The organism is Photobacterium sp. 270122K (genome assembly GCF_059941365.1).
Window position 1 is genome coordinate 80,038 of the sequence record NZ_JBPOEN010000009.1, and the last position, 18,737, is coordinate 98,774.

20 protein-coding genes are annotated in these 18,737 nt (G+C 54.6%); 15 read left to right on the forward strand and 5 right to left on the reverse strand.

Annotated features, from left to right (window positions below):
- Positions 1–3 precede the first annotated feature (3 nt).
- From lexA to ACSF8W_RS16545, 6 genes are all read left to right on the forward strand, one after another.
- The gene (lexA, locus tag ACSF8W_RS16520; protein ID WP_500848304.1) at positions 4–624 is read left to right on the forward strand and encodes a transcriptional repressor LexA; all 621 of its coding nucleotides are present in this window, start codon (positions 4–6) and stop codon (positions 622–624) included.
- 77 nt (positions 625–701) lie between these two features.
- Positions 702–1,502 (forward strand): class I SAM-dependent methyltransferase, encoded by an 801-nt coding sequence (locus ACSF8W_RS16525; RefSeq protein ID WP_500848305.1) that lies wholly within the window; start codon positions 702–704, stop codon positions 1,500–1,502.
- A 405-nt stretch (positions 1,503–1,907) separates the two neighbouring features.
- On the forward strand, positions 1,908–3,002 hold the full coding sequence (gene coxB / locus ACSF8W_RS16530; RefSeq protein WP_500848306.1) for a cytochrome c oxidase subunit II: 1,095 nt from the start codon (positions 1,908–1,910) through the stop codon (positions 3,000–3,002).
- Positions 3,003–3,017: 15 nt separating this feature from the next.
- Positions 3,018–4,673 carry a cytochrome c oxidase subunit I gene (ctaD, locus tag ACSF8W_RS16535; RefSeq protein WP_500848307.1) on the forward strand — a complete coding sequence of 552 codons (1,656 nt, stop codon included), beginning with the start codon at positions 3,018–3,020 and terminating at the stop codon, positions 4,671–4,673.
- Positions 4,674–4,682: 9 nt separating this feature from the next.
- Positions 4,683–5,267 carry a cytochrome c oxidase assembly protein gene (locus ACSF8W_RS16540; RefSeq protein WP_500848308.1) on the forward strand — a complete coding sequence of 195 codons (585 nt, stop codon included), beginning with the start codon at positions 4,683–4,685 and terminating at the stop codon, positions 5,265–5,267.
- 9 nt (positions 5,268–5,276) lie between these two features.
- The gene (locus ACSF8W_RS16545) at positions 5,277–6,179 is read left to right on the forward strand and encodes a cytochrome c oxidase subunit 3 (RefSeq protein WP_500848309.1); all 903 of its coding nucleotides are present in this window, start codon (positions 5,277–5,279) and stop codon (positions 6,177–6,179) included.
- Positions 6,180–6,335: 156 nt separating this feature from the next.
- Here ACSF8W_RS16545 and ACSF8W_RS16550 read toward each other — a convergent pair whose 3' ends face one another.
- Positions 6,336–6,560 (reverse strand): DUF2909 family protein, encoded by a 225-nt coding sequence (locus tag ACSF8W_RS16550; RefSeq protein WP_500848310.1) that lies wholly within the window; start codon positions 6,558–6,560, stop codon positions 6,336–6,338.
- A gap of 88 nt (positions 6,561–6,648) precedes the next feature.
- Here ACSF8W_RS16550 and ACSF8W_RS16555 point away from each other — a divergent pair, with 88 nt between their 5' ends.
- From ACSF8W_RS16555 to ACSF8W_RS16580, 6 genes are all read left to right on the forward strand, one after another.
- Positions 6,649–7,326: an SURF1 family protein gene (locus ACSF8W_RS16555; RefSeq protein WP_500848311.1), complete on the forward strand. Its 678-nt coding sequence runs from the start codon at positions 6,649–6,651 to the stop codon at positions 7,324–7,326.
- Positions 7,323–7,868, forward strand: coding sequence for a redox-active disulfide-containing membrane protein (locus ACSF8W_RS16560; protein ID WP_500848312.1), 546 nt, complete (start codon positions 7,323–7,325; stop codon positions 7,866–7,868). Before ACSF8W_RS16555 ends, ACSF8W_RS16560 begins: the two co-directional genes overlap by 4 nt.
- Before the next feature lie 60 nt (positions 7,869–7,928).
- The gene (locus tag ACSF8W_RS16565) at positions 7,929–9,002 is read left to right on the forward strand and encodes a COX15/CtaA family protein (protein WP_500848313.1); all 1,074 of its coding nucleotides are present in this window, start codon (positions 7,929–7,931) and stop codon (positions 9,000–9,002) included.
- Between the two features lie 70 nt (positions 9,003–9,072).
- Positions 9,073–10,014: a heme o synthase gene (gene cyoE / locus ACSF8W_RS16570; RefSeq protein WP_500848437.1), complete on the forward strand. Its 942-nt coding sequence runs from the start codon at positions 9,073–9,075 to the stop codon at positions 10,012–10,014.
- Between the two features lie 136 nt (positions 10,015–10,150).
- Complete coding sequence (gene dinF, locus ACSF8W_RS16575) at positions 10,151–11,500, forward strand: MATE family efflux transporter DinF (protein ID WP_500848314.1); 1,350 nt, start codon at positions 10,151–10,153, stop codon at positions 11,498–11,500.
- A 104-nt stretch (positions 11,501–11,604) separates the two neighbouring features.
- Positions 11,605–11,997, forward strand: a complete 393-nt coding sequence (locus ACSF8W_RS16580; protein ID WP_500848315.1) for a 3D domain-containing protein — start codon at positions 11,605–11,607, stop codon at positions 11,995–11,997.
- Positions 11,998–12,165: 168 nt separating this feature from the next.
- Here ACSF8W_RS16580 and nfuA read toward each other — a convergent pair whose 3' ends face one another.
- Both nfuA and ACSF8W_RS16590 read right to left on the reverse strand, forming a co-directional pair.
- Positions 12,166–12,744 carry a Fe-S biogenesis protein NfuA gene (gene nfuA / locus ACSF8W_RS16585; protein ID WP_500848438.1) on the reverse strand — a complete coding sequence of 193 codons (579 nt, stop codon included), beginning with the start codon at positions 12,742–12,744 and terminating at the stop codon, positions 12,166–12,168.
- Positions 12,745–12,839: 95 nt separating this feature from the next.
- Positions 12,840–13,562 carry a ComF family protein gene (locus tag ACSF8W_RS16590; RefSeq protein ID WP_500848316.1) on the reverse strand — a complete coding sequence of 241 codons (723 nt, stop codon included), beginning with the start codon at positions 13,560–13,562 and terminating at the stop codon, positions 12,840–12,842.
- Positions 13,563–13,597: 35 nt separating this feature from the next.
- Here ACSF8W_RS16590 and bioH point away from each other — a divergent pair, with 35 nt between their 5' ends.
- The 3 genes from bioH to ACSF8W_RS16605 all read left to right on the forward strand — a co-directional run bounded on the left by bioH (position 13,598) and on the right by ACSF8W_RS16605 (position 15,414).
- Positions 13,598–14,365: a pimeloyl-ACP methyl ester esterase BioH gene (gene bioH, locus ACSF8W_RS16595; RefSeq protein WP_500848317.1), complete on the forward strand. Its 768-nt coding sequence runs from the start codon at positions 13,598–13,600 to the stop codon at positions 14,363–14,365.
- A 153-nt stretch (positions 14,366–14,518) separates the two neighbouring features.
- Entirely contained in the window at positions 14,519–14,893 is a 375-nt protein-coding gene (locus ACSF8W_RS16600) for a hypothetical protein (protein WP_500848318.1), read from the forward strand.
- A gap of 62 nt (positions 14,894–14,955) precedes the next feature.
- Complete coding sequence (locus tag ACSF8W_RS16605) at positions 14,956–15,414, forward strand: ATP-dependent Lon protease (protein WP_500848319.1); 459 nt, start codon at positions 14,956–14,958, stop codon at positions 15,412–15,414.
- A 351-nt stretch (positions 15,415–15,765) separates the two neighbouring features.
- Here ACSF8W_RS16605 and ACSF8W_RS16610 read toward each other — a convergent pair whose 3' ends face one another.
- Positions 15,766–18,099 carry a Tex family protein gene (locus ACSF8W_RS16610; RefSeq protein ID WP_500848320.1) on the reverse strand — a complete coding sequence of 778 codons (2,334 nt, stop codon included), beginning with the start codon at positions 18,097–18,099 and terminating at the stop codon, positions 15,766–15,768.
- A 121-nt stretch (positions 18,100–18,220) separates the two neighbouring features.
- Positions 18,221–18,703: a transcription elongation factor GreB gene (greB, locus tag ACSF8W_RS16615; RefSeq protein WP_500848321.1), complete on the reverse strand. Its 483-nt coding sequence runs from the start codon at positions 18,701–18,703 to the stop codon at positions 18,221–18,223.
- Positions 18,704–18,737 lie beyond the last annotated feature (34 nt).

Consider the following 18,737-nt stretch of genomic DNA (forward strand, 5'->3'; position numbering starts at 1 on the left):
GTCATGAAGCCGTTAACGCCGCGTCAACAAGAAGTCTTTGATTTAATCAAAGCAAAAATTGAAGATTCTGGAATGCCGCCTACACGTGCTGAAATAGCCCGTGAACTCGGTTTCCGCTCCGCCAATGCGGCGGAAGAACACCTTAAAGCCTTGGCCCGTAAAGGGGTGATTGAAATCATTCCGGGGGCTTCTCGTGGTCTCCGTTTATTGGTCGACACCGAGAGCAATGAAGAGCGCGGATTACCGCTGATCGGCCAAGTGGCCGCCGGTGAACCGATCTTGGCCCAAGAGCACGTCGAAACCCATTATGAAGTCGATCCTGCGATGTTTAAACCGCGTGCGGATTTTCTGCTACGCGTCAATGGCATGAGCATGAAAGACATTGGGATCATGGACGGCGATTTACTGGCTGTGCATAAAACGCAAGATGTGCGCAATGGTCAAGTTGTCGTTGCTCGGGTAGAAGACGATGTCACCGTGAAACGCTTGGAGCGTAAAGGTTCGCAAGTGTTATTGCATGCTGAGAATGAAGAATTCGCCCCAATTGTGGTGGATCTCAATACCCAGCACCTGTCGATTGAAGGGATTGCCGTAGGCGTGATCCGTAACTGCGACTGGATGTAATCGGTACGCGTCGTGCGAAACCTTTGCAATTAATAATGAGAGTCATTATCATTCCGTGGTGAGCCATGGAGGTGATAATGACTGACTCTTCACGTTATGATGTCCCATCCGACTTGCTACAGCCGTTGTGGCTGCGCAGTCGTGAAAGCCTTGCTGACGATCGTTTACTGTACGATCCCGTCGCGGCGGCGGCTTGCCGTCAGTGTCGCCTCCAACCTACTTGCCTTTCCGGCAATATTACCGAACAGCAACTTTTGCATGCCATGCTCGCTATGCAGTGCGACCGTCAAGCTCAACACTTTCTTCGTCGTTACCCTAATGGCCATATTCTCAATATTGGTGGGGGATTGGATACCCGCTTTTATCGGGTTGATAATGGCTTGTGCCGTTGGTTTGATATTGATGTGAATGAGCACCTGCTTTGGCGTCAGCGTCTGTTTCATCGCAGCGAACGTTATCGCATGTTGCCTGGCTCGATTGATGATCTCGCGTGGTTACACCTGTTGCCGCCCATGAAAAACACCCCCGTGATGCTGGTGTGTGATCAGGCGTTGCTCGCGCACGATGCCGCCGCGTTATCCCGTTTTTTCCAAGCCGTGGCCTGCCATTTTGGTCAGTTATCCTTGAATGTGGTCGTGGCGGGGGATCGCTGCCATTGGCCGTTGTCACGTCGATTCGGCGTCGCGGGGACGTATGCCCATGGGTTTCGCAATGCCAAGCAACAGGTGCGGCAGTGGTTGCCGTGGGCGGTGGATGTGACATGTCATAGCCCGTTAGACACCCCCTGTGCCCGTTGGCGGCAGGGACACCGTTGGGTGACTTGTATCCCCGGGTTGAAATATCGGTTATTGCCGGTGCAATTGTCGATTCAGCTGTAGTCGCCGGTTTGTCGCCGCGTTGGCTTCGCGATCTCTCATTTTTCCTGCCTGCGTTTCTCTCTTTTTCCCCACTTTTCTCGTTCACCGTACTGGAGCAAGACCGGACTTTTTCGGGGCAATTTATTGCACATTGCGCTGATCCTTTCTAAGTTAATTGTAAATAAAGTGTTAACCGTCTCGCATTTTATTGTCCTGTTCATGTCGGTGAATGGGCGCTAAGACGGTGAAATCACTGCATCTTACCGGTTGTTCAAACCGATACTCATTAGTGCGTGATGTGCCTGAACGGATCTCATAACAACGGACGAGCAGGCCGTTATGGATAGAAAAAGGAATAGGGAGGGAGCCTTGGTGATATTTCGCCTTTTGACGTGCTGTCTCGGCGCATGGCTGACAGGATCTGCCATGGCCGCGAGTGAATCCATGCCATTGAACATGACGAAAGGGGTGACAGACGTCAGCCAGCGCGTGTTCGAGCTCCATATGATCATCTTCTACATTTGCGTGGCCATTGGACTGGTGGTGTTCGGCGCGATGTTCTGGGCCATTTGGCACCATCGCCAATCCAAAGGGGCCAAGCCCGCTGACTTTCACGAAAGTACCAAAGTGGAAATCCTCTGGACGCTGATCCCGTTCGTGATCCTCATTGTGATGGCCGTACCCGCGACCCAAACCTTGCTGGCGATGGAAGACACGTCCAAGCCGGATATGACGGTGCAAGTGACCGGCTCGCAGTGGAAATGGCATTACCGCTATTTCGATCAAGACGTTGAGTTCTATTCGTTACTTGCCACCAGTCCTGCCCAAATTACCAATCAACGGCCAAAGCGGGACAACTACCTGTTAGAAGTCGATCGCCCATTGGTGTTGCCGGTTGGGCAGAAAGTGCGGTTTTTGATCACCTCGCAAGATGTCATCCACTCATGGTGGGTGCCTGATTTTGCGGTGAAGAAAGACGCCAACCCCGGGTTTATTAACGAAGCGTGGACGCTCATCGACAAGCCCGGTATTTACCGGGGCCAGTGTGCCGAGTTGTGTGGTAAAGACCACGGTTTCATGCCGATTGTGGTGATCGCCAAAGAGCAGGCTGACTACGACGAATGGCTGTCGACCACCCGCATTGCCCAGCAGCAAGCCCGTGAAGAAGAGCAGCGTTTACTGGACATGGAAATGGGCATGGATGAACTGATGACGCTCGGTGAATCGGTATACAACACCCGTTGTGCGATGTGTCATCAGGTGAACGGGCAAGGGTTGCCGGGGGCCTTTCCGGGGCTGGCCGGAGTGGGGGTCTCTATCGATCCGGCGGCCAAGTTAGAGCATGTCAGTATTGTGGTTCATGGCCGTACCGGCACCGCGATGCAGGCGTTTGGGCCACAACTGAGCTTGAAAGAGTTGGCCGCGGTGATCACCTATGAGCGTAATGCGTGGGGCAATAATACCGGTGAAACGGTACAGGCCGCAGAAGTGCAAGCGGTATTGGACGGTCAGGATCTGTAAAGGGAGAGTGTGACAATGACGGACATGTTGCGTGAATCAACGGACATCGACGACGCAAAAAACGCGCAAAATCAACAGAGCCACGTACTGGCTGATGACATCGCGCACCCCGACCATCATGGCCACGACCCGCATCCAACGGGCATTAAGCGCTGGTTATTGACCACCAACCACAAAGACATTGGCTCGCTGTATTTGATGTTCAGCTTTGCCATGTTCTTGATCGGTGGCGCAATGGCGATGGTGATCCGCGCGGAGTTATTTCAGCCGGGGTTGCAGCTGGTTGAGCCCAATTTCTTTAATCAGATGACCACGGTACACGGCCTGATCATGGTATTCGGGGCGGTCATGCCGGCCTTTACGGGGTTGGCCAACTGGATGATCCCGTTGATGATTGGGGCGCCAGACATGGCACTGCCGCGCATGAATAACTGGAGTTTTTGGATCCTGCCGTTCGCCTTTAGCTTGTTATTGGCCTCGTTGTTTATGGAAGGGGGCGGCCCGAACTTTGGTTGGACCTTCTACGCGCCGTTATCGACCACCTACAGCCCGCAAAGTACCGGTTTGTTTGTGTTTGCGATTCACATTATGGGGATCAGCTCCATCATGGGCGCCATCAATGTGATCGTCACCATCATGAACATGCGCGCGCCGGGTATGACGTACATGAAGATGCCGTTGTTTGTGTGGACGTGGCTGATCACGGCGTTTTTGCTGATTGCGGTTATGCCCGTACTGGCGGGGGCGGTCACCATGGTGTTGACCGACAAATACTTCGGCACCAGCTTTTTTGATGCCGCCGGCGGGGGCGATCCGGTGATGTTCCAGCACATTTTCTGGTTCTTCGGACACCCGGAAGTGTACATCATGATTTTGCCCAGCTTCGGCATCATTTCGGCCATTATTCCTGCGTTTTCCCGTAAGAAATTGTTTGGTTATAGCTCGATGGTGTACGCCACGGCGTCCATTGCCGGCCTGAGTTTTTTGGTGTGGGCGCACCACATGTTCACCACGGGGATGCCGGTTGCCGCCGAGCTGTTCTTTATGTACTGCACCATGCTGATCTCGGTGCCGACCGGGGTGAAAGTGTTTAACTGGGTGGCGACCATGTGGCGCGGGTCGATGACCTTTGAAGTGCCGATGCTGTTTGCCATTGCCTTCATTGTGCTGTTCACCATTGGGGGCTTTTCTGGCCTGATGCTGGCCATTACCCCGGCGGATTTCCAGTACCACGACACCTATTTTGTGGTGGCACATTTCCATTACGTGCTGGTGTCAGGGGCGATTTTCTCCATCATGGCGGCAGCGTATTACTGGCTGCCGAAGTGGACCGGCTACATGTTCAATGAAACGCTGGCCAAGTGGCATTTCTGGTGCTCCATCATTTCGGTCAACATTCTGTTCTTCCCGATGCACTTCTTGGGACTGGCCGGTATGCCGCGTCGTATCCCAGATTACGCCTTACAGTTTGCCGACATCAATGCGGTGGTCAGTATCGGCGGGTTCTTGTTTGGGTTGTCACAGCTGATTTTCTTGGCCGTGGTGATCCAATGTGTGCGCGGCGGGGAAAAAGCTGCAGCGAAACCGTGGGATGGGGCGGAAGGATTGGAGTGGAGTGTGCCATCACCGGCGCCGCACCATACCTTCTCAACGCCACCGAAAGTGGACTAAGGAGGCGGCATGACACAGACGCCCAACCCGAATGACAAGCCATCGGCATCGGATCAGCAACACCAGCAAAAGCAGCGATCAATCTGGTCGTTGGTGGGCATGTCGGTCGCGATGTTCGGTTTTGCCTTTGCCTTAGTGCCCTTGTATGACGTGTTTTGCGACATCACGGGGATCAATGGCAAAACCGCCGATACCCCGACCACGTCCTCGGCCCGTGTCGATACCTCGCGGGAAGTGACGGTGGAGTTTGTCGCCTACATCACTCCCGGCGTGCGCTGGACCTTTGAGCCGGAAGTGAGAACCTTGGTGGTGCACCCAGGGCAAACCCACACGGTGAACTACCAAGCCCATAATTTGGGGACGCAAGATACCATTGGCCAAGCCGTGCCGTCGGTCAGTCCCGGATTGGGCGCGCAGTATTTCAATAAAATCGAGTGTTTCTGTTTTAACCACCAGCCGTTAGGGGCCGGGGAAAACGCAGCACTGCCGTTGGTGTTTTATGTCGATCCTGATCTGCCAGCAGACATTCATACCCTGACGCTGGCCTATACCCTGTTTCACGCCAAGCCGGCCACGCTGGCGCAAACGCAATGAGGTTGAAGAATGGCGAATCCCTATTCAGAACATGAACAATCCGTGACGCCCCCGCATGACAATTACTATGTACCCGCCGCTAGTGGGTGGCCCATTGTGGGGGCGGTGGCGTTATTTCTCATTGCGCTGGGCGCCGGTGCCACGGTCGGTGATTTGTTCAACGGGCAAGGACCGTGGTTCTTGCTGTCGGGCGTCGGTTTACTGCTGATCATGCTGGTGGGGTGGTTTCGGGATGTGATCCGTGAATCCATGCAAGGCTTGTACAGTCAGCAAATGGATCGATCGTTTCGCCAAGGCATGAGCTGGTTTATTTTTTCGGAAGTGATGTTCTTTGCCGCGTTCTTTGGGGCGCTATTTTATGCCCGCATGATTGCCGTGCCATGGTTGGGTGGGGCAGGCAATAATGCCATGACCAACGCCGTGTTGTGGCCGGAATTTATCGCCCAGTGGCCCTTAATCATGACACCGGACGGGAGCGAAACCCAGGCGATGGGACCGCTTGGTTTGCCCCTTTATAACACCCTGATCCTGCTGACTTCCTCCATCACCATTCATATTGCGCATGTCGCACTTGAGCAAAATAACCGTCCGCGCCTGACCCTGTTCTTGCTGCTGACGGTGCTACTTGGCAGCCTGTTTATCTATCTGCAAGGGGTCGAGTACATCCACGCCTATGAAGAGATGGGGCTGACGCTGGATGCCGGGGTGTACGGTAATACCTTCTTTATGCTGACCGGTTTCCATGGTCTGCATGTGACGCTCGGCACCCTTATGCTGTTCATTGTTTGGCTGCGGGTACTGTGTGGGCATTTCACCCCCGAGAAGCATTTCGCCTTTCAGGCGGGCGCTTGGTATTGGCATTTTGTCGATGTGGTGTGGCTCGGGTTGTTTATGTTTGTGTACATATTTTAGAACCGAGAATCGAGTATTTAGGGACGAGAAACGAGGGACTAGGTTCTAGGAGCGAGGATCTAGGGGCGAGTAATGAGCGTTTAGGAACGAGAGACTAGAAACAAGGGGCAAGAAACAAGAGATCGTCATCTCACCCCGCTCTCGTTGCGCTTGCCACTAGTAGGGACGCGGGTTCGGTTCGATATAGCCCGTGGCGACTGCGATCAGCAGTAACACAAACAATAAAACGGAAAACAGAATGCGCCGCCCGAGATAGTGAGACAGGGGTTTATTGGAGGACGACGACGGATTGGCGTTCCCTTTCAGCATCACGGGTAAAGCGCGAAACAGATTGAACAGGATGAAGATCAGTAAGCCGATGAGTAAGGCGTTGAGCAGCATAGCGTACCTCCCGATAGGGGCAGAATAGGGAAAGCCGTGTGGCCTTAGCGTGTTACTCGCACACAGAGCACTCGCTCGAAGGAGACACATGCGACGGATCGGTTTCATACTTTTTACTGTGGCGGTGCTGGTGACATTGGTCAAGTTGGGTTTCTGGCAAATGTCGCGGGCACAGGAAAAAGAAAGCTTGAGTTATGCGCTCAAGTTCCGCAGCGAACAAATGTATTACAGCTTAGCCAGTTTGCCCGCCGACCCGCGCTGGTACAGCGTGACCTTGCGCGGCACCTTTGATCACAGCCGTGCAGTGCTGTTGGATAACCAAACCTACCGCGGCCAAGTGGGTTATCACGTGTTGTACCCCTTCGTGGTGGATAACCGCTGGTTGCTGGTGAATCTGGGCTGGATTGCTGCGCCGGCCTACCGCGAACAAATCCCCGTTTTACCTGAGCACCATGGTGAACTGACCGTGCGTGGCATGATTGCCCCGCCGTCGACGTTAATTGCGCTTGCCCCGGAACAGTGGGATGCCGCGTACCCACTTCGGGTGCAAAACCTCAATATAGATGCCTTGAGCCAGCTGATGGGGGTCAACTTGGCTCCGTGGATTGTACAGATTGATCCTGACAGTCCGTTGGCCTTGGAGCAAACCTGGATCCCGGTCGTGATGGGACCACAGAAACATTATGCCTACGCCCTGCAGTGGTTTTTATTGGCGCTGGCCGTGTCGGGATTGGCTTTGTGGTGGCTTAAAAGGAGGAAAGCATGAAGAAGAAAGGAACCTTACTGCTATTGCTGGGGGCGTTTGTTTTACCGGTGGTGTTGGCGAAATTGGTGCTCGATCTCAATTGGTATCAAGGGGGCGTGACCAACCGCGGCAAGTTGCTCGCGGCACCGGCGACGTCAGCGTGGTTGGGGGACTCCCCGCAGTGGCAGTTGATTTACTTATTGCCTGAGGACTGCGATGACAAATGCCAGGGCGCCTTGTTTAATCTGCATCAGATCCCCTTGGCCGTTGGGGCGGAAAAAGATCGGGTCCACAGTGTGTTGCTCCGTGCCGATCCGGTCGCCGATTATCCGGCTCCGGTGCAAAAGCAGCTGAATGCCCTGTCGCAACAAGCCGTGTCGGCGCAGGTGGTGACGCAAATGCACACGCTGGAGTACGGCGCACACGCGATTTATCTGGCTGATCCTTTGGGCAATGTGATGTTGGCCTACCCGTTAGTAACGGGAAAGGCCGCGATTTTGGCGCAAGGGAAAGACGTGTTGCGGGATCTCAAACGTTTATTGAAGATCTCTAAAATCGGCTGACCGAGGCCGTTACTGATTCGATAAGTCGCTTGCTTGATACCAGGAAGAAAGGAGAAAGGGATGCACCGTGACCGTTTTCGTTATCTCGTGGGGTTCACCTTTGCGCTGGCACTGTGCGTGATTGCGCTCGGGGCGTATACCCGTTTAACCGAAGCCGGGCTAGGTTGTCCGGACTGGCCGGGTTGCTATGGCTTTGCCGGGGTGCCGCAGACCGCTGTACAGCAGGCGGAAGCCGCCGCGCGTTTTCCTGATGCCCCACTAGAACACAGCAAAGCGTGGAATGAAATGTTGCACCGCTATGTGGCAGGCTCGTTGGGCGTGCTGATTTTACTCATCAATATCTTGGCATGGCGCCGACCGGCTCATCCTCTCCCGCCACGCCCCAAGTGGCTACCGGCGTTACTGTTGGTGGTGGTGACCTTTCAGGCGGCACTGGGTATGTGGACCGTCACACTCTCATTGATGCCAGTGGTGGTGATGGGGCATTTGCTCGGGGGCTTCATGACGGCCGCGTTGCTGTTTGCGTTGTGCCTGTCCGTGTTTGCTTCCCCTGTGCCCGTTCATGCCCTTTCATCTCGGGGGGAGGCCTTTAGGGGGAATGGCAGGCACATCGGTAAAGGGCTGACGGTGTTGGCAGGGATCGGGTTACTGACGGTGATCGGCCAAATCGCCTTGGGCGGATGGACCGCCGCGAACTATGCGGCGCTGGTGTGTACCCAGTTGCCGCTGTGTGAAGTGGATTGGCAGCAGCAGTTTGATACCTCCGCCTTCGCCTTGATCCAACCGACGCATGACACCTACCAATACGGGGTGCTCGATTTTGCCCAGCGGGTGTCCATTCATGTGACACACCGCATTGGTGCCATGGTGACGTGTGGGGTGCTGTTATTGCTGGCATGGCGCGCATGGCGGATACCGACATTACGATCGGGGGTCGGGTGGATGCTGTTGGCCTTGCTCGTGCAAGTGGGACTGGGGATCACCAACGTGGTGGCGAGTCTGCCACTGACCGTGGCCGTGGCACACAATGTCACGGGTGTCTTGCTGTTGCTCAGTGTGGTGGCGGTGAATGTGCAGATGTACCGTCAGCGTCAAATCGCGAACGGGTGGGGACAGCGTGGATGCTTGTCGTGATCCGAACTATTTTTCATCGCCAAGGAGGGAACAGACCATGGCAAAAATGCAGTCAATCAAGCTGTCGTCCATGAAGGCAGCATCTATCCAGCCAACGTCCATTCAACCTGCGTCACTCACGGCCGTGTCGCGCACACCTGTCTGGCAAGATTACCTCACCATGACCAAACCCAAAGTGGTGGCGATGCTATTGTTGACCGCGTTGGTCGGCATGTGTTTGGCCGTTCCGGGGATCCCACCGATGAAGGCCGTGTTGTTGGGCTTGATCGGGATTGGCTTACAGTCAGCGGCGGCGGCCGCATTTAACCATGTGCTGGATCGGCGTTTTGATGCCAAGATGGCGCGCACCTATCACCGGCCTTTGGCCAAAGGCCGTGTCGCCACGCATCATGCGGTGGTGTTTGCGACCAGTTTGATGGTGGCGGGCTTTGGGGTGTTGTGGCAGCTCAATCCACTGACGGCGTGGCTGACGTTTGCCAGTTTGATTGGCTATGCGGTGGTGTATACCGTGTGGCTAAAACACGCGACACCGCAAAATATCGTCATCGGTGGCTTGGCCGGTGCCGCGCCCCCGTTGCTGGGTTGGACCGCGGTGACCGGGCAGTTAGATCCGCATGCGTTACTGCTGGTGATGTTGGTGTTCACCTGGACGCCCCCGCATTTTTGGGCGCTGGCGATCCATCGTCGTGATGATTATGCCAACGCGGGGATCCCGATGTTGCCCGTCACGCATGGCATCGCGTTTACCCAAACCATGGTGCTGCTCTATACCGTCATGTTGGCGATCGTAGGCTTATTACCGTGGCTGACGGGGATGAGTGGCATGGTGTACCTGATCGGCAGTAGCGCCTTAAACCTCGCCTTTATTGGCTATGCGTGCCGGTTGAAATTTGCCGATAAGGCAGTGAAAAAAGGGTATGCCTGGTCGACGTTCACCTTTTCGATTTGGCACTTGTTAGCCTTATTTGTGGTGCTGTTAGCGGATCATTGGGTGCGGGTTGCCTTTAGTTAAAACTGCTTTATCTCAATACGTTAGCGCTACGTCGAATGAAGAACCGTTAGCCCCTTGCTATTTTATGCTGGGGGCTTTCTATTTGGGGGTAATGCCTTGATAATCGCCGCTTCAATTATTCAGGGTCGAGGTTGTTGTGTTCAAAGCGTTACGGGATATGTCGTTGCACCGTCAGGTGTTTGCGTTAGCGTTACCCATGGTACTGTCCAATATTACGGTACCCTTACTGGGGTTGGTGGATGCGGCCGTGATTGGTCACCTCGATTATGCCTGGTATTTAGGTGGTGTAGCGGTCGGCGGCACCATGATCAACGTGACCTTCTGGCTGCTGGGCTTTTTGCGCATGGCCACCACGGGCCTGAGTGCGCAGGCTTACGGCGCAGCGAATAAAGACGCCCAAGCTACCGTGTTCCTGCAGGGCATTGCGATGGCGTGGGTCTTGGCGTTGGCGCTGATTGTGCTGCATCAGCCCGTCGCATCAGTGATTTTTCAGTTCAGTAGCGCCAGTGCGGAAGTGAAGATCTATGCTGAGCAATATTTCTCGATCCGTATTTGGGGCGCGCCGGCGGCCTTGGCCAACTTTGTGATCATGGGCTGGCTGTTGGGGACCCAAAACGCCCGCCAACCGATGTGGTTGTTGATCATCACGAACGTGGTGAATATCGCGCTGGATGTGCTGTTTGTGCTCGGCTTTGGCTGGAAAGTACAAGGCGCGGCGGCAGCGTCGGTGTTAGCGGAATACAGCGGCTTGATGTTGGGTTTGTGGTTCGTTTCTCGTCAGTGGTTGGCGGCGGCGTTACCGCCGTTGCGGGAGAAAATCGGCATGGTGCGCGCGGGCATGGGGCGATTACTGAAACTCAATCGAGACATTTTCTTGCGCAGTTTGTGCTTGCAGCTGTCGTTTACCTTCATGACGTTTCAGGGCGCGACACTGGGCGACAACGTCGTGGCCGCCAATGCGGTGTTGATGAGCTTTTTGATGCTGGTGTCGTACGCGATGGACGGCTTTGCGTATGCGATGGAAGCCATGGTCGGCAAGGCGATCGGCGCACGTAATCGTGAAGAGTTGGGGCGTACCTTGATTGGCACCACGTTCTGGAGTTTGATGATTTCTCTGGTGATCATGATTGCGTTTGCCGGGTTTGGGCGAGACATCATCGGGTTGATCTCCGACATTCCGGCTGTGCAGCATGAGGCCTTCAAATACTTGCCGTGGTTGGCTGCCGTTCCCTTGGTGGCGATGTGGTGTTTCTTGCTGGACGGGATCTTCATTGGCGCCACCCGTGGGCGTGAAATGCGTAACAGCATGTTTGTGGCGATCAGCGTGTTCTTTGCCGTGTGGTGGTGTTTGTCTGATTACGGCAACCATGCACTGTGGGCGGCAATGCTGTGCTTTATGGGCATGCGCGGCTTGGGGCTGGCTGTCATATTTGCTTACCAATGGAAGAAGGATATTTTCCTTGAACCGGCTAATGCAAACAACTAGTTAGAATTTATCGCCTATTTTTGTTCATTTTTGCAGCAAAAAAGCCTGTTAAAGCGCGTACTGTTCTGTTTAAATTGCGACCAATTATGCAAGGTGGAAGAGTAATGAAAAAAGCAATCTTTGGTATTTTATTCGCAATCATGACACTCAGTTGGGTCACCCCCTCGCTGGCAGCGACACCGGGTAAGTCCTATAAAGTGACGGCGACCGCGTATAATTCGTTACACGGGCAAACGGATGGAAACCCATCGATTGCGGCTTGGGGCGATCGCTTAAAGCCGGGTATGAAAGCCATTGCCATTTCTCGTGACTTCCTTGGGCGTGGTTTTAAGCGCGGCACCAAAGTGAAGATCTCCGGCTTGCCGGGGGAGTACGTGGTGCTGGATAAAATGAATAAGCGCTGGCGTAATAAGATTGATATTTACATGGGGAAAGATGTGAGAGCGGCCCGCAATTGGGGTCGACGCCACGTCACCATCACGGTAGTAAAATCCTAACGCGCGTGTCGGACAACGGTTCGCAAGGCATAAAAAAAGTCAGCTTCGGCTGACTTTTTTGTTGTCTGTCTGTGCGGTTTCTGGGGCGATGAGGCGCGTGTTACACGTGAAACACCGTCCAGAAGGGCGGCAACGCAGGGGCTGCCGCAGGCTGTTGTTGTCTCAGCCTTAGTAGTAAGAGTGTTCACCACGGGCGTGTTCCGTGATATCACGCACGCCAGTCAGTTCACCGACAAATTGTGCCAGTAGCTCTTTTTCGATGCCTTCTTTCAGGGTCACATCGACCATTGAACAACCGTTACAACCGCCACCAAACTGCAGGATAGCCACGCCATCTTCGGTGATTTCAGCCAGTGACACGTTACCGCCGTGACCTGCAAGCTGTGGGTTCACTTGGGTTTGGATCACGTAATCCACGCGTTCCATCAGTGTGGCATCATCCGACACTTTACGCACTTTGGCGTTCGGGGCTTTCAGGGTTAGCTGTGAGCCCATTTTGTCGGTGACAAAATCGATTTCTGCATCGTCAAGGAACGGCAGGCTAAGCTCGTCAACGTAAGCCGAAAACAGATCAAATTTAATTTCAGTATCTGTGGCTTCAACAGCTTCAGGCGGGCAGTAGGATACGCCGCATTCTGCGCTTTGTGTACCTGGGTTAACCACGAACACGCGGATGTGAGTGCCTTCTGGCTGTTGCGCCAGAAGCTTGCCGAAGTGCTGTTGAGCATTTTCAGTAATAGTAATCATAGACACGACGTAATACCTGACTTATTTAGTAAGATTAATTCTATTCTACTCTGTGATGCTCTTTCTATCATCCCTTAATCGTTCCATCTATGATTTCATCCCAAATCTGCCCTTTTTTTGTGATTTTTCTCAATCGGCGTATAGCCCAAGCAATACACATCAACCTGCTTCACTCCCTGTTGTTGCAATAAATGCGTGAGGGCAGATAGCGTGCTGCCGGTGGTGATCACATCATCGACGAGGGCGACATGGTCCGGCAAGGCGCAGTCACGTAAGTGAAAGGCGTCACGGAGATTGTGCTGGCGTTGTGCTTTGCTCAAGGTGTGTTGGCTGGGCGTATGGCGGGTGCGGCGCAGTACGTGTGACCAGCATTGGCTGTCGGTTCGCCGGGCAATGGCGGCGGCCAGCAAGGTGCTTTGGTTAAACCCGCGGGTCAGGCGGCGTATTGGGTGAAGCGGCACCGGCAATAAGACCGAGGCGGGGGTATCGATGTGGGGCACCAGTAGCGCGGCCAAGGGATCCGCCAGCCAGAACTGGCGTTGGAATTTGAATTGATGCACCCACTGGCGTAATGGGAAGCGAAATTCCCCCAACCGGTATACCCGCTGCCACGGAGGTGGGGAAGGTAAGCAGTGTCCGCAGTGAGGGGTATCGGTCAGTTGGGTGTGGCCACAGCGGTGGCAATACGGACGATGGGGGATGTGCGACAGGCAATGTGTACACCAATACTGATCACGCGAGGCGGTGGGAAGTTGGCAGTGCGGGCAGTGGTGAGACGCCCGCAGGCAGTTGGTGATTGACTGAAATAGGGATACCATCGTCGTTTCCAAAAGGGCTGATAAAGGAAATATAGATGACAACCACACTGTACTGGCAAACGGAAGGCCAAGGGGATGATCTGGTTCTCATTCACGGGTGGGGCATGAACGGTGCGGTGTGGCAGCATCTGTTACCGCAATTGACCGCGCACTACCGGGTGCACGTGGTGGATCTGCCCGGTTACGGCTTCAGCCACGGCCTGTCAGCCCACAGCCTTGATGAAATGGCACAGTTGTTGCTTGAAAATTCACCGACAACTGCCTCGTGGATAGGGTGGTCATTAGGCGGATTGGTTGCGACCCGTGCGGCTTTGCTCGCGCCGGAAAAAGTGCGGCAGCTCGTCACGGTGGCCAGTTCGCCGTGTTTTGCGGCACAAGGGGCATGGCGAGGGATCAAACCGACGGTATTGGCGGATTTTCGTCAGCAGTTGGATCAGGATTTTGATGCTACCGTGGCGCGCTTCATGGCGTTACAGGCGATGGGCAGCCCGACGGCACGGCAAGATGTGCGCGCATTGAAAGAAGCGGTCTTATCGCGTCCGGCGCCACAACCGGCCGCACTCGCGGCTGGGTTACAGATGCTGGCGGAGATCGATTTACGCCCGCAACTGGCGGAGGTGACGACGCCTTGGTTGCGTTTGTACGGTCGCTTAGATGGGTTAGTGCCGGTAAAAGTGGCCGATTCTCTGGATGCGCTCGCGCCGCAGTCACAGCGGCAAGTGTTTGCCTCTGCTTCCCATGCACCGTTCATTTCGCACCCTGACGAGTTTGTGGCGACGTTACTGCCGTTTCTTGCTCGCTAGGGGGCGATGACCGCGCACAATGCGCCCATCTGGTCGGTGCAGATCGGATTAAATGTTTATCCACGTTGGCCGATAACGATATACCCAAGCCGCTTATAGAGAGAGGGGCGGGTATGACCATTGCGTGGCTGAGTAAAAGCAGGAGCCTTCATCATGATCGGAAAGTTAACCAATACCGTGATTTATACGCCAGCCAGTCTGAAAGCGGCGACCGCACCGAATGCGAATACGGCCACAGAAAGTGTGGCGCGTGCGCCACAAGCGGCGAGCGATTCCTCGGTCTCTATTTCTGCGGCCGCGCGCCAGCAGCAGGCGGCTGATGCGGCATTAACCTCTGCGACGGACACTGACGCGACACCGAGCGACAGCACCGAGAGCACCCAAGAGAAAGCCGAGTCATTTGCCTACGGGGCATTGGGGATGGATCACCCGGACGATGTCAGCACCAACAGCGATGAATTTTATACTGCCGGGCAGGTGTTGTCGGCTTTAGGCACGGTAGCGACAGTATTGTTGGCCATTGCTTAGTGAATGACGTAGTGAATGCGCCCGCTGCGTGTTGACAGTAAGAGACAAAGGATAATTCTGGCATGCTCGTATCACCGGTTCAGGTCGGGGCGTCCACGATAGCCCCCTCGATTAACCCGCCGACAGAACAAGCGGCACGGGATAATCGCGTGCGTGATAAAATCGTACCGCCGACAGAATCGACGGCCGCGCAGCCGGAAAAACGCCTGACCAGTGACGAGAAGCAATTCAAGAAGCCAGCGTGGGATCCCAGTGAACACCCAGATTATCACGATGCTATCGCGGCGAAACGCTATGGGTATCAGCAAGAGTTAGAGCAACTGGTCACGGCCTTGTCGGCGGATCGCTATATGGCGGCAGATAGCGAGTTAGGCTATAGCATGCACATCAAATTACCCCGCGCATTACTGGAAGAGTTGGCCGCGTTCAACGAGGCCGATCGTACCCGTGGCGTGGTGGCGCACAAATATGCGCAGGCTACTGTCCCTAATCCGCCGACTGAGTATTTGGTGGTGTTGTAGAAGAGTAGGGGCTAGTGGCTAGTAAGAGCGGGACGAGTCTGAAGGTACGAGTAAGAGCGGGTTAAGTGCGGTTCTAAGATCCTATGGCCCAATGGAAAAATCGAGAGCGGAAGAGCTTGCATATAGAATTTTCAACGGCATCCTGACCACAGGACCACAGGACCACAGGACCACAGGACCACAGGACCACAGGACCACAGGACCACAGGACCACAGGACCACAGGACCCTTTCAGGCACTCGTATCTCATCGCTATCAAACACGCATAAAAAAAGCGGAGAACTGATGTTCTCCGCTTTTTGCTTTTTGTCTCGTCCCTTCAGACTCGACACTCGTCCCTAATAGACGCTTTTATTTCTTCTTCGCGTTAGCAAAGGCGGCGGCAAAGGCACCACCCATCGCAGCATTGCCTTGTGGGGCACTATTGCGTGGGGTGTGGCTGTGTTGCTGCTGACGCGGTGTGTTGTGTGAACGGTTTTCTTGTGGCTTACGGGCCGGTTTTTCTTGGCCCGGTTCGTCGTTCAAACGCATCGACATGCCGATACGGTTACGCTTCACGTCCACTTCCATTACTTTCACTTTCACCACGTCACCGGCTTTCACCACTTCACGCGGATCTGACACGAACTTGTCAGACAGGGCGGAGATGTGGATCAAACCGTCTTGGTGTACGCCGACATCCACGAACGCACCGAAGTTGGTCACGTTAGTGATCACGCCTTCCAGCACCATGCCTGGGATCAAGTCTTTCACTTCATTCACGCCTTCAGCGAAGGTCGCGGTTTTGAATTCAGGACGGGGATCGCGGCCCGGTTTATCCAGCTCACTGATGATGTCAGTCACGGTCGGCAAACCGAACTTGTCATCGGTGTACTCGGTGGCTTTCAGGCTACGTAAGAAATCACTGTTACCGATGATGGCATCCAACGCTTTGCCGTTGGCCGCGGCAATGTTTTTCACCACTGCGTACGATTCTGGGTGCACTGCAGAGCCGTCCAGCGGGTTCTTGCCGTTCATGATACGCAAGAAACCGGCACACTGTTCAAACGCTTTTGGCCCCAAACGCGCCACTTTTTTCAGTGTGGTACGGGCATCAAAGCGGCCATTTTCATCACGGTAGTTGACGATGTTCTGGGCGATGGTGGTGTTCAAACCGGCCACGCGGGTCAGCAGTGCTACCGAAGCGGTGTTCACATCGACACCCACGGCGTTTACACAGTCTTCCACCACCGCATCCAGACGCTTGGCCAGCATGCTTTGGCTGACATCGTGCTGGTATTGGCCCACCCCGATGGATTTCGGATCAATCTTCACCAGCTCGGCCAATGGATCTTGCAGGCGGCGACCAATCGACACCGCACCACGCAGTGACACGTCCAGATTCGGGAATTCGTTTGCGGCTAATTCTGATGCCGAGTACACCGAGGCACCGGCTTCACTCACCATCACGGTTTGGACTTTCAGGTTGTTGTCTTTGAGCAGCGCGGCGACAAAGCTGTCTGTTTCACGTGAAGCAGTGCCGTTACCGATCGCGATCAAATTGACATTGTGCTTGTGGATCAGTGCCAGCGTGGTGGCTTCGGCTTCCGCCACTCGGGCACGGGCGGTGTGCGGATAGATGGTCGCGGTATCCAACAGTTTACCCGTCGCATCGACCACCGCGGCTTTACAGCCGGTACGCAAACCGGGATCCAGCGCCAGCGTGACACGTGGGCCGGCCGGGGCGGCCATCAGCAAATCTTTCAGGTTATCGGCAAATACTTGCATCGCGCCGTCTTCGGCTTTTTCGCGCAGGGCGCCCATCAGCTCGGTTTCCAGGTGCATCAAAATTTTGATCCGCCATGCCCAACTGATCACTTGCTTACGCCAGGCGTCAGCCGGTTGGGTACCCAGTGTCACGCCGTAGTGATCAGCAATCATCACTTCACAGTAGGAGCCGCGCACGCCCGCTTCCTGATTGGGATCGGCATTCAATGACAGCTGCAAAATGCCTTCGTTACGGCCACGGAACAGGGCCAAGGCGCGGTGTGACGGTACGTTTTTCAGCGCTTCACTGTAGTCGAAGTAGTCTTTGAATTTTTCGCCTTCTTCCTCTTTGCCGTCGATCACGCGGGCGGTGAGTTCGGCTTGTTGCAGCAGATGGCGACGTACTTTTTCCAGTAGTGCGGCATCTTCAGCAAAACGCTCCATCAAAATGGCACGGGCACCGTCAAGCACCGCTTTGCTGTCAGCAAAGCCTTTGTCGGCATCGGCAAAGGCCAGTGCGGTGGTATCCGGGGTTTGGCTTGGGTCCGTCCACAGGCTATTGGCCAACGGTTCAAGGCCAGCTTCAATCGCGATTTGGCCTTTGGTGCGGCGCTTTTGTTTGTACGGGAGATAGAGATCTTCCAGACGGGTTTTGCTGTCGGCCGCGACAATCTCTGCGTGCAGGGCGGGCGTCAGTTTGCCTTGCTCATTGATGGCTTTGAGGATCACCTGACGGCGGTCGTCCATATCACGCAGGTAGCCGAGGCGGGATTCCAGGTTACGCAGTTGGGTATCGTCCAATCCGCCAGTCACTTCTTTACGGTAACGGGCGATAAAAGGAACGGTGTTACCGTCATCAATCAGGGTAACGGCGGCAGTCACTTGCTCGGGGCGAACGTTGAGTTCCTGAGCAATCAAATGACAGATAGCTTGGCTCATCCGTGGGGTCTCTATAGATAGTATCGATGGGTTATATATAAGGGCAGATTATGAAAAATCCAGTTGTTTACCCAGATTGCTCACCCTCTGTCGTCACACTCTGGCACATTTGTGCGGGGATTCAGGACGTCGCGGCGTCATAACGTATTGAATTAATGAACCACTCTTTTTTACCGAGCGGGGTATTCACTTCAAATTCGTCATCCACTTCTTTTTTTAACATGGCGCGGGCCATCGGGGAGTCGATGGAAATGTAGTCATTGCGGCCGTAGATCTCATCCGGGCCGACAATGCGAAACGCTTTGGTGTCGCCGTCATCATTTTCAATTTCCACCCACGCGCCAAAGAACACTTTGCCGTCTTGCTGGGGGGAGTAATCGACCACTTGGATCACCTCAAGGCGTTTGCGCAGGTAGCGCACGCGACGGTCGATTTCACGCAGACGTTTCTTGTTGTACTGGTAATCGGCGTTCTCGGAACGATCGCCGAGGCTGGCTGCCCAGGTGACTTTCTTGGTCACTTCCGGGCGGTCTTCGCGCCACAAAAAATCGAGTTCGGTTTTGAGTTTGATGTATCCCTCACGGGTGATGAGGTTGGTTTTCATGGTCGCTGGTGGCTCCTTGCTGTCACAAACCCAG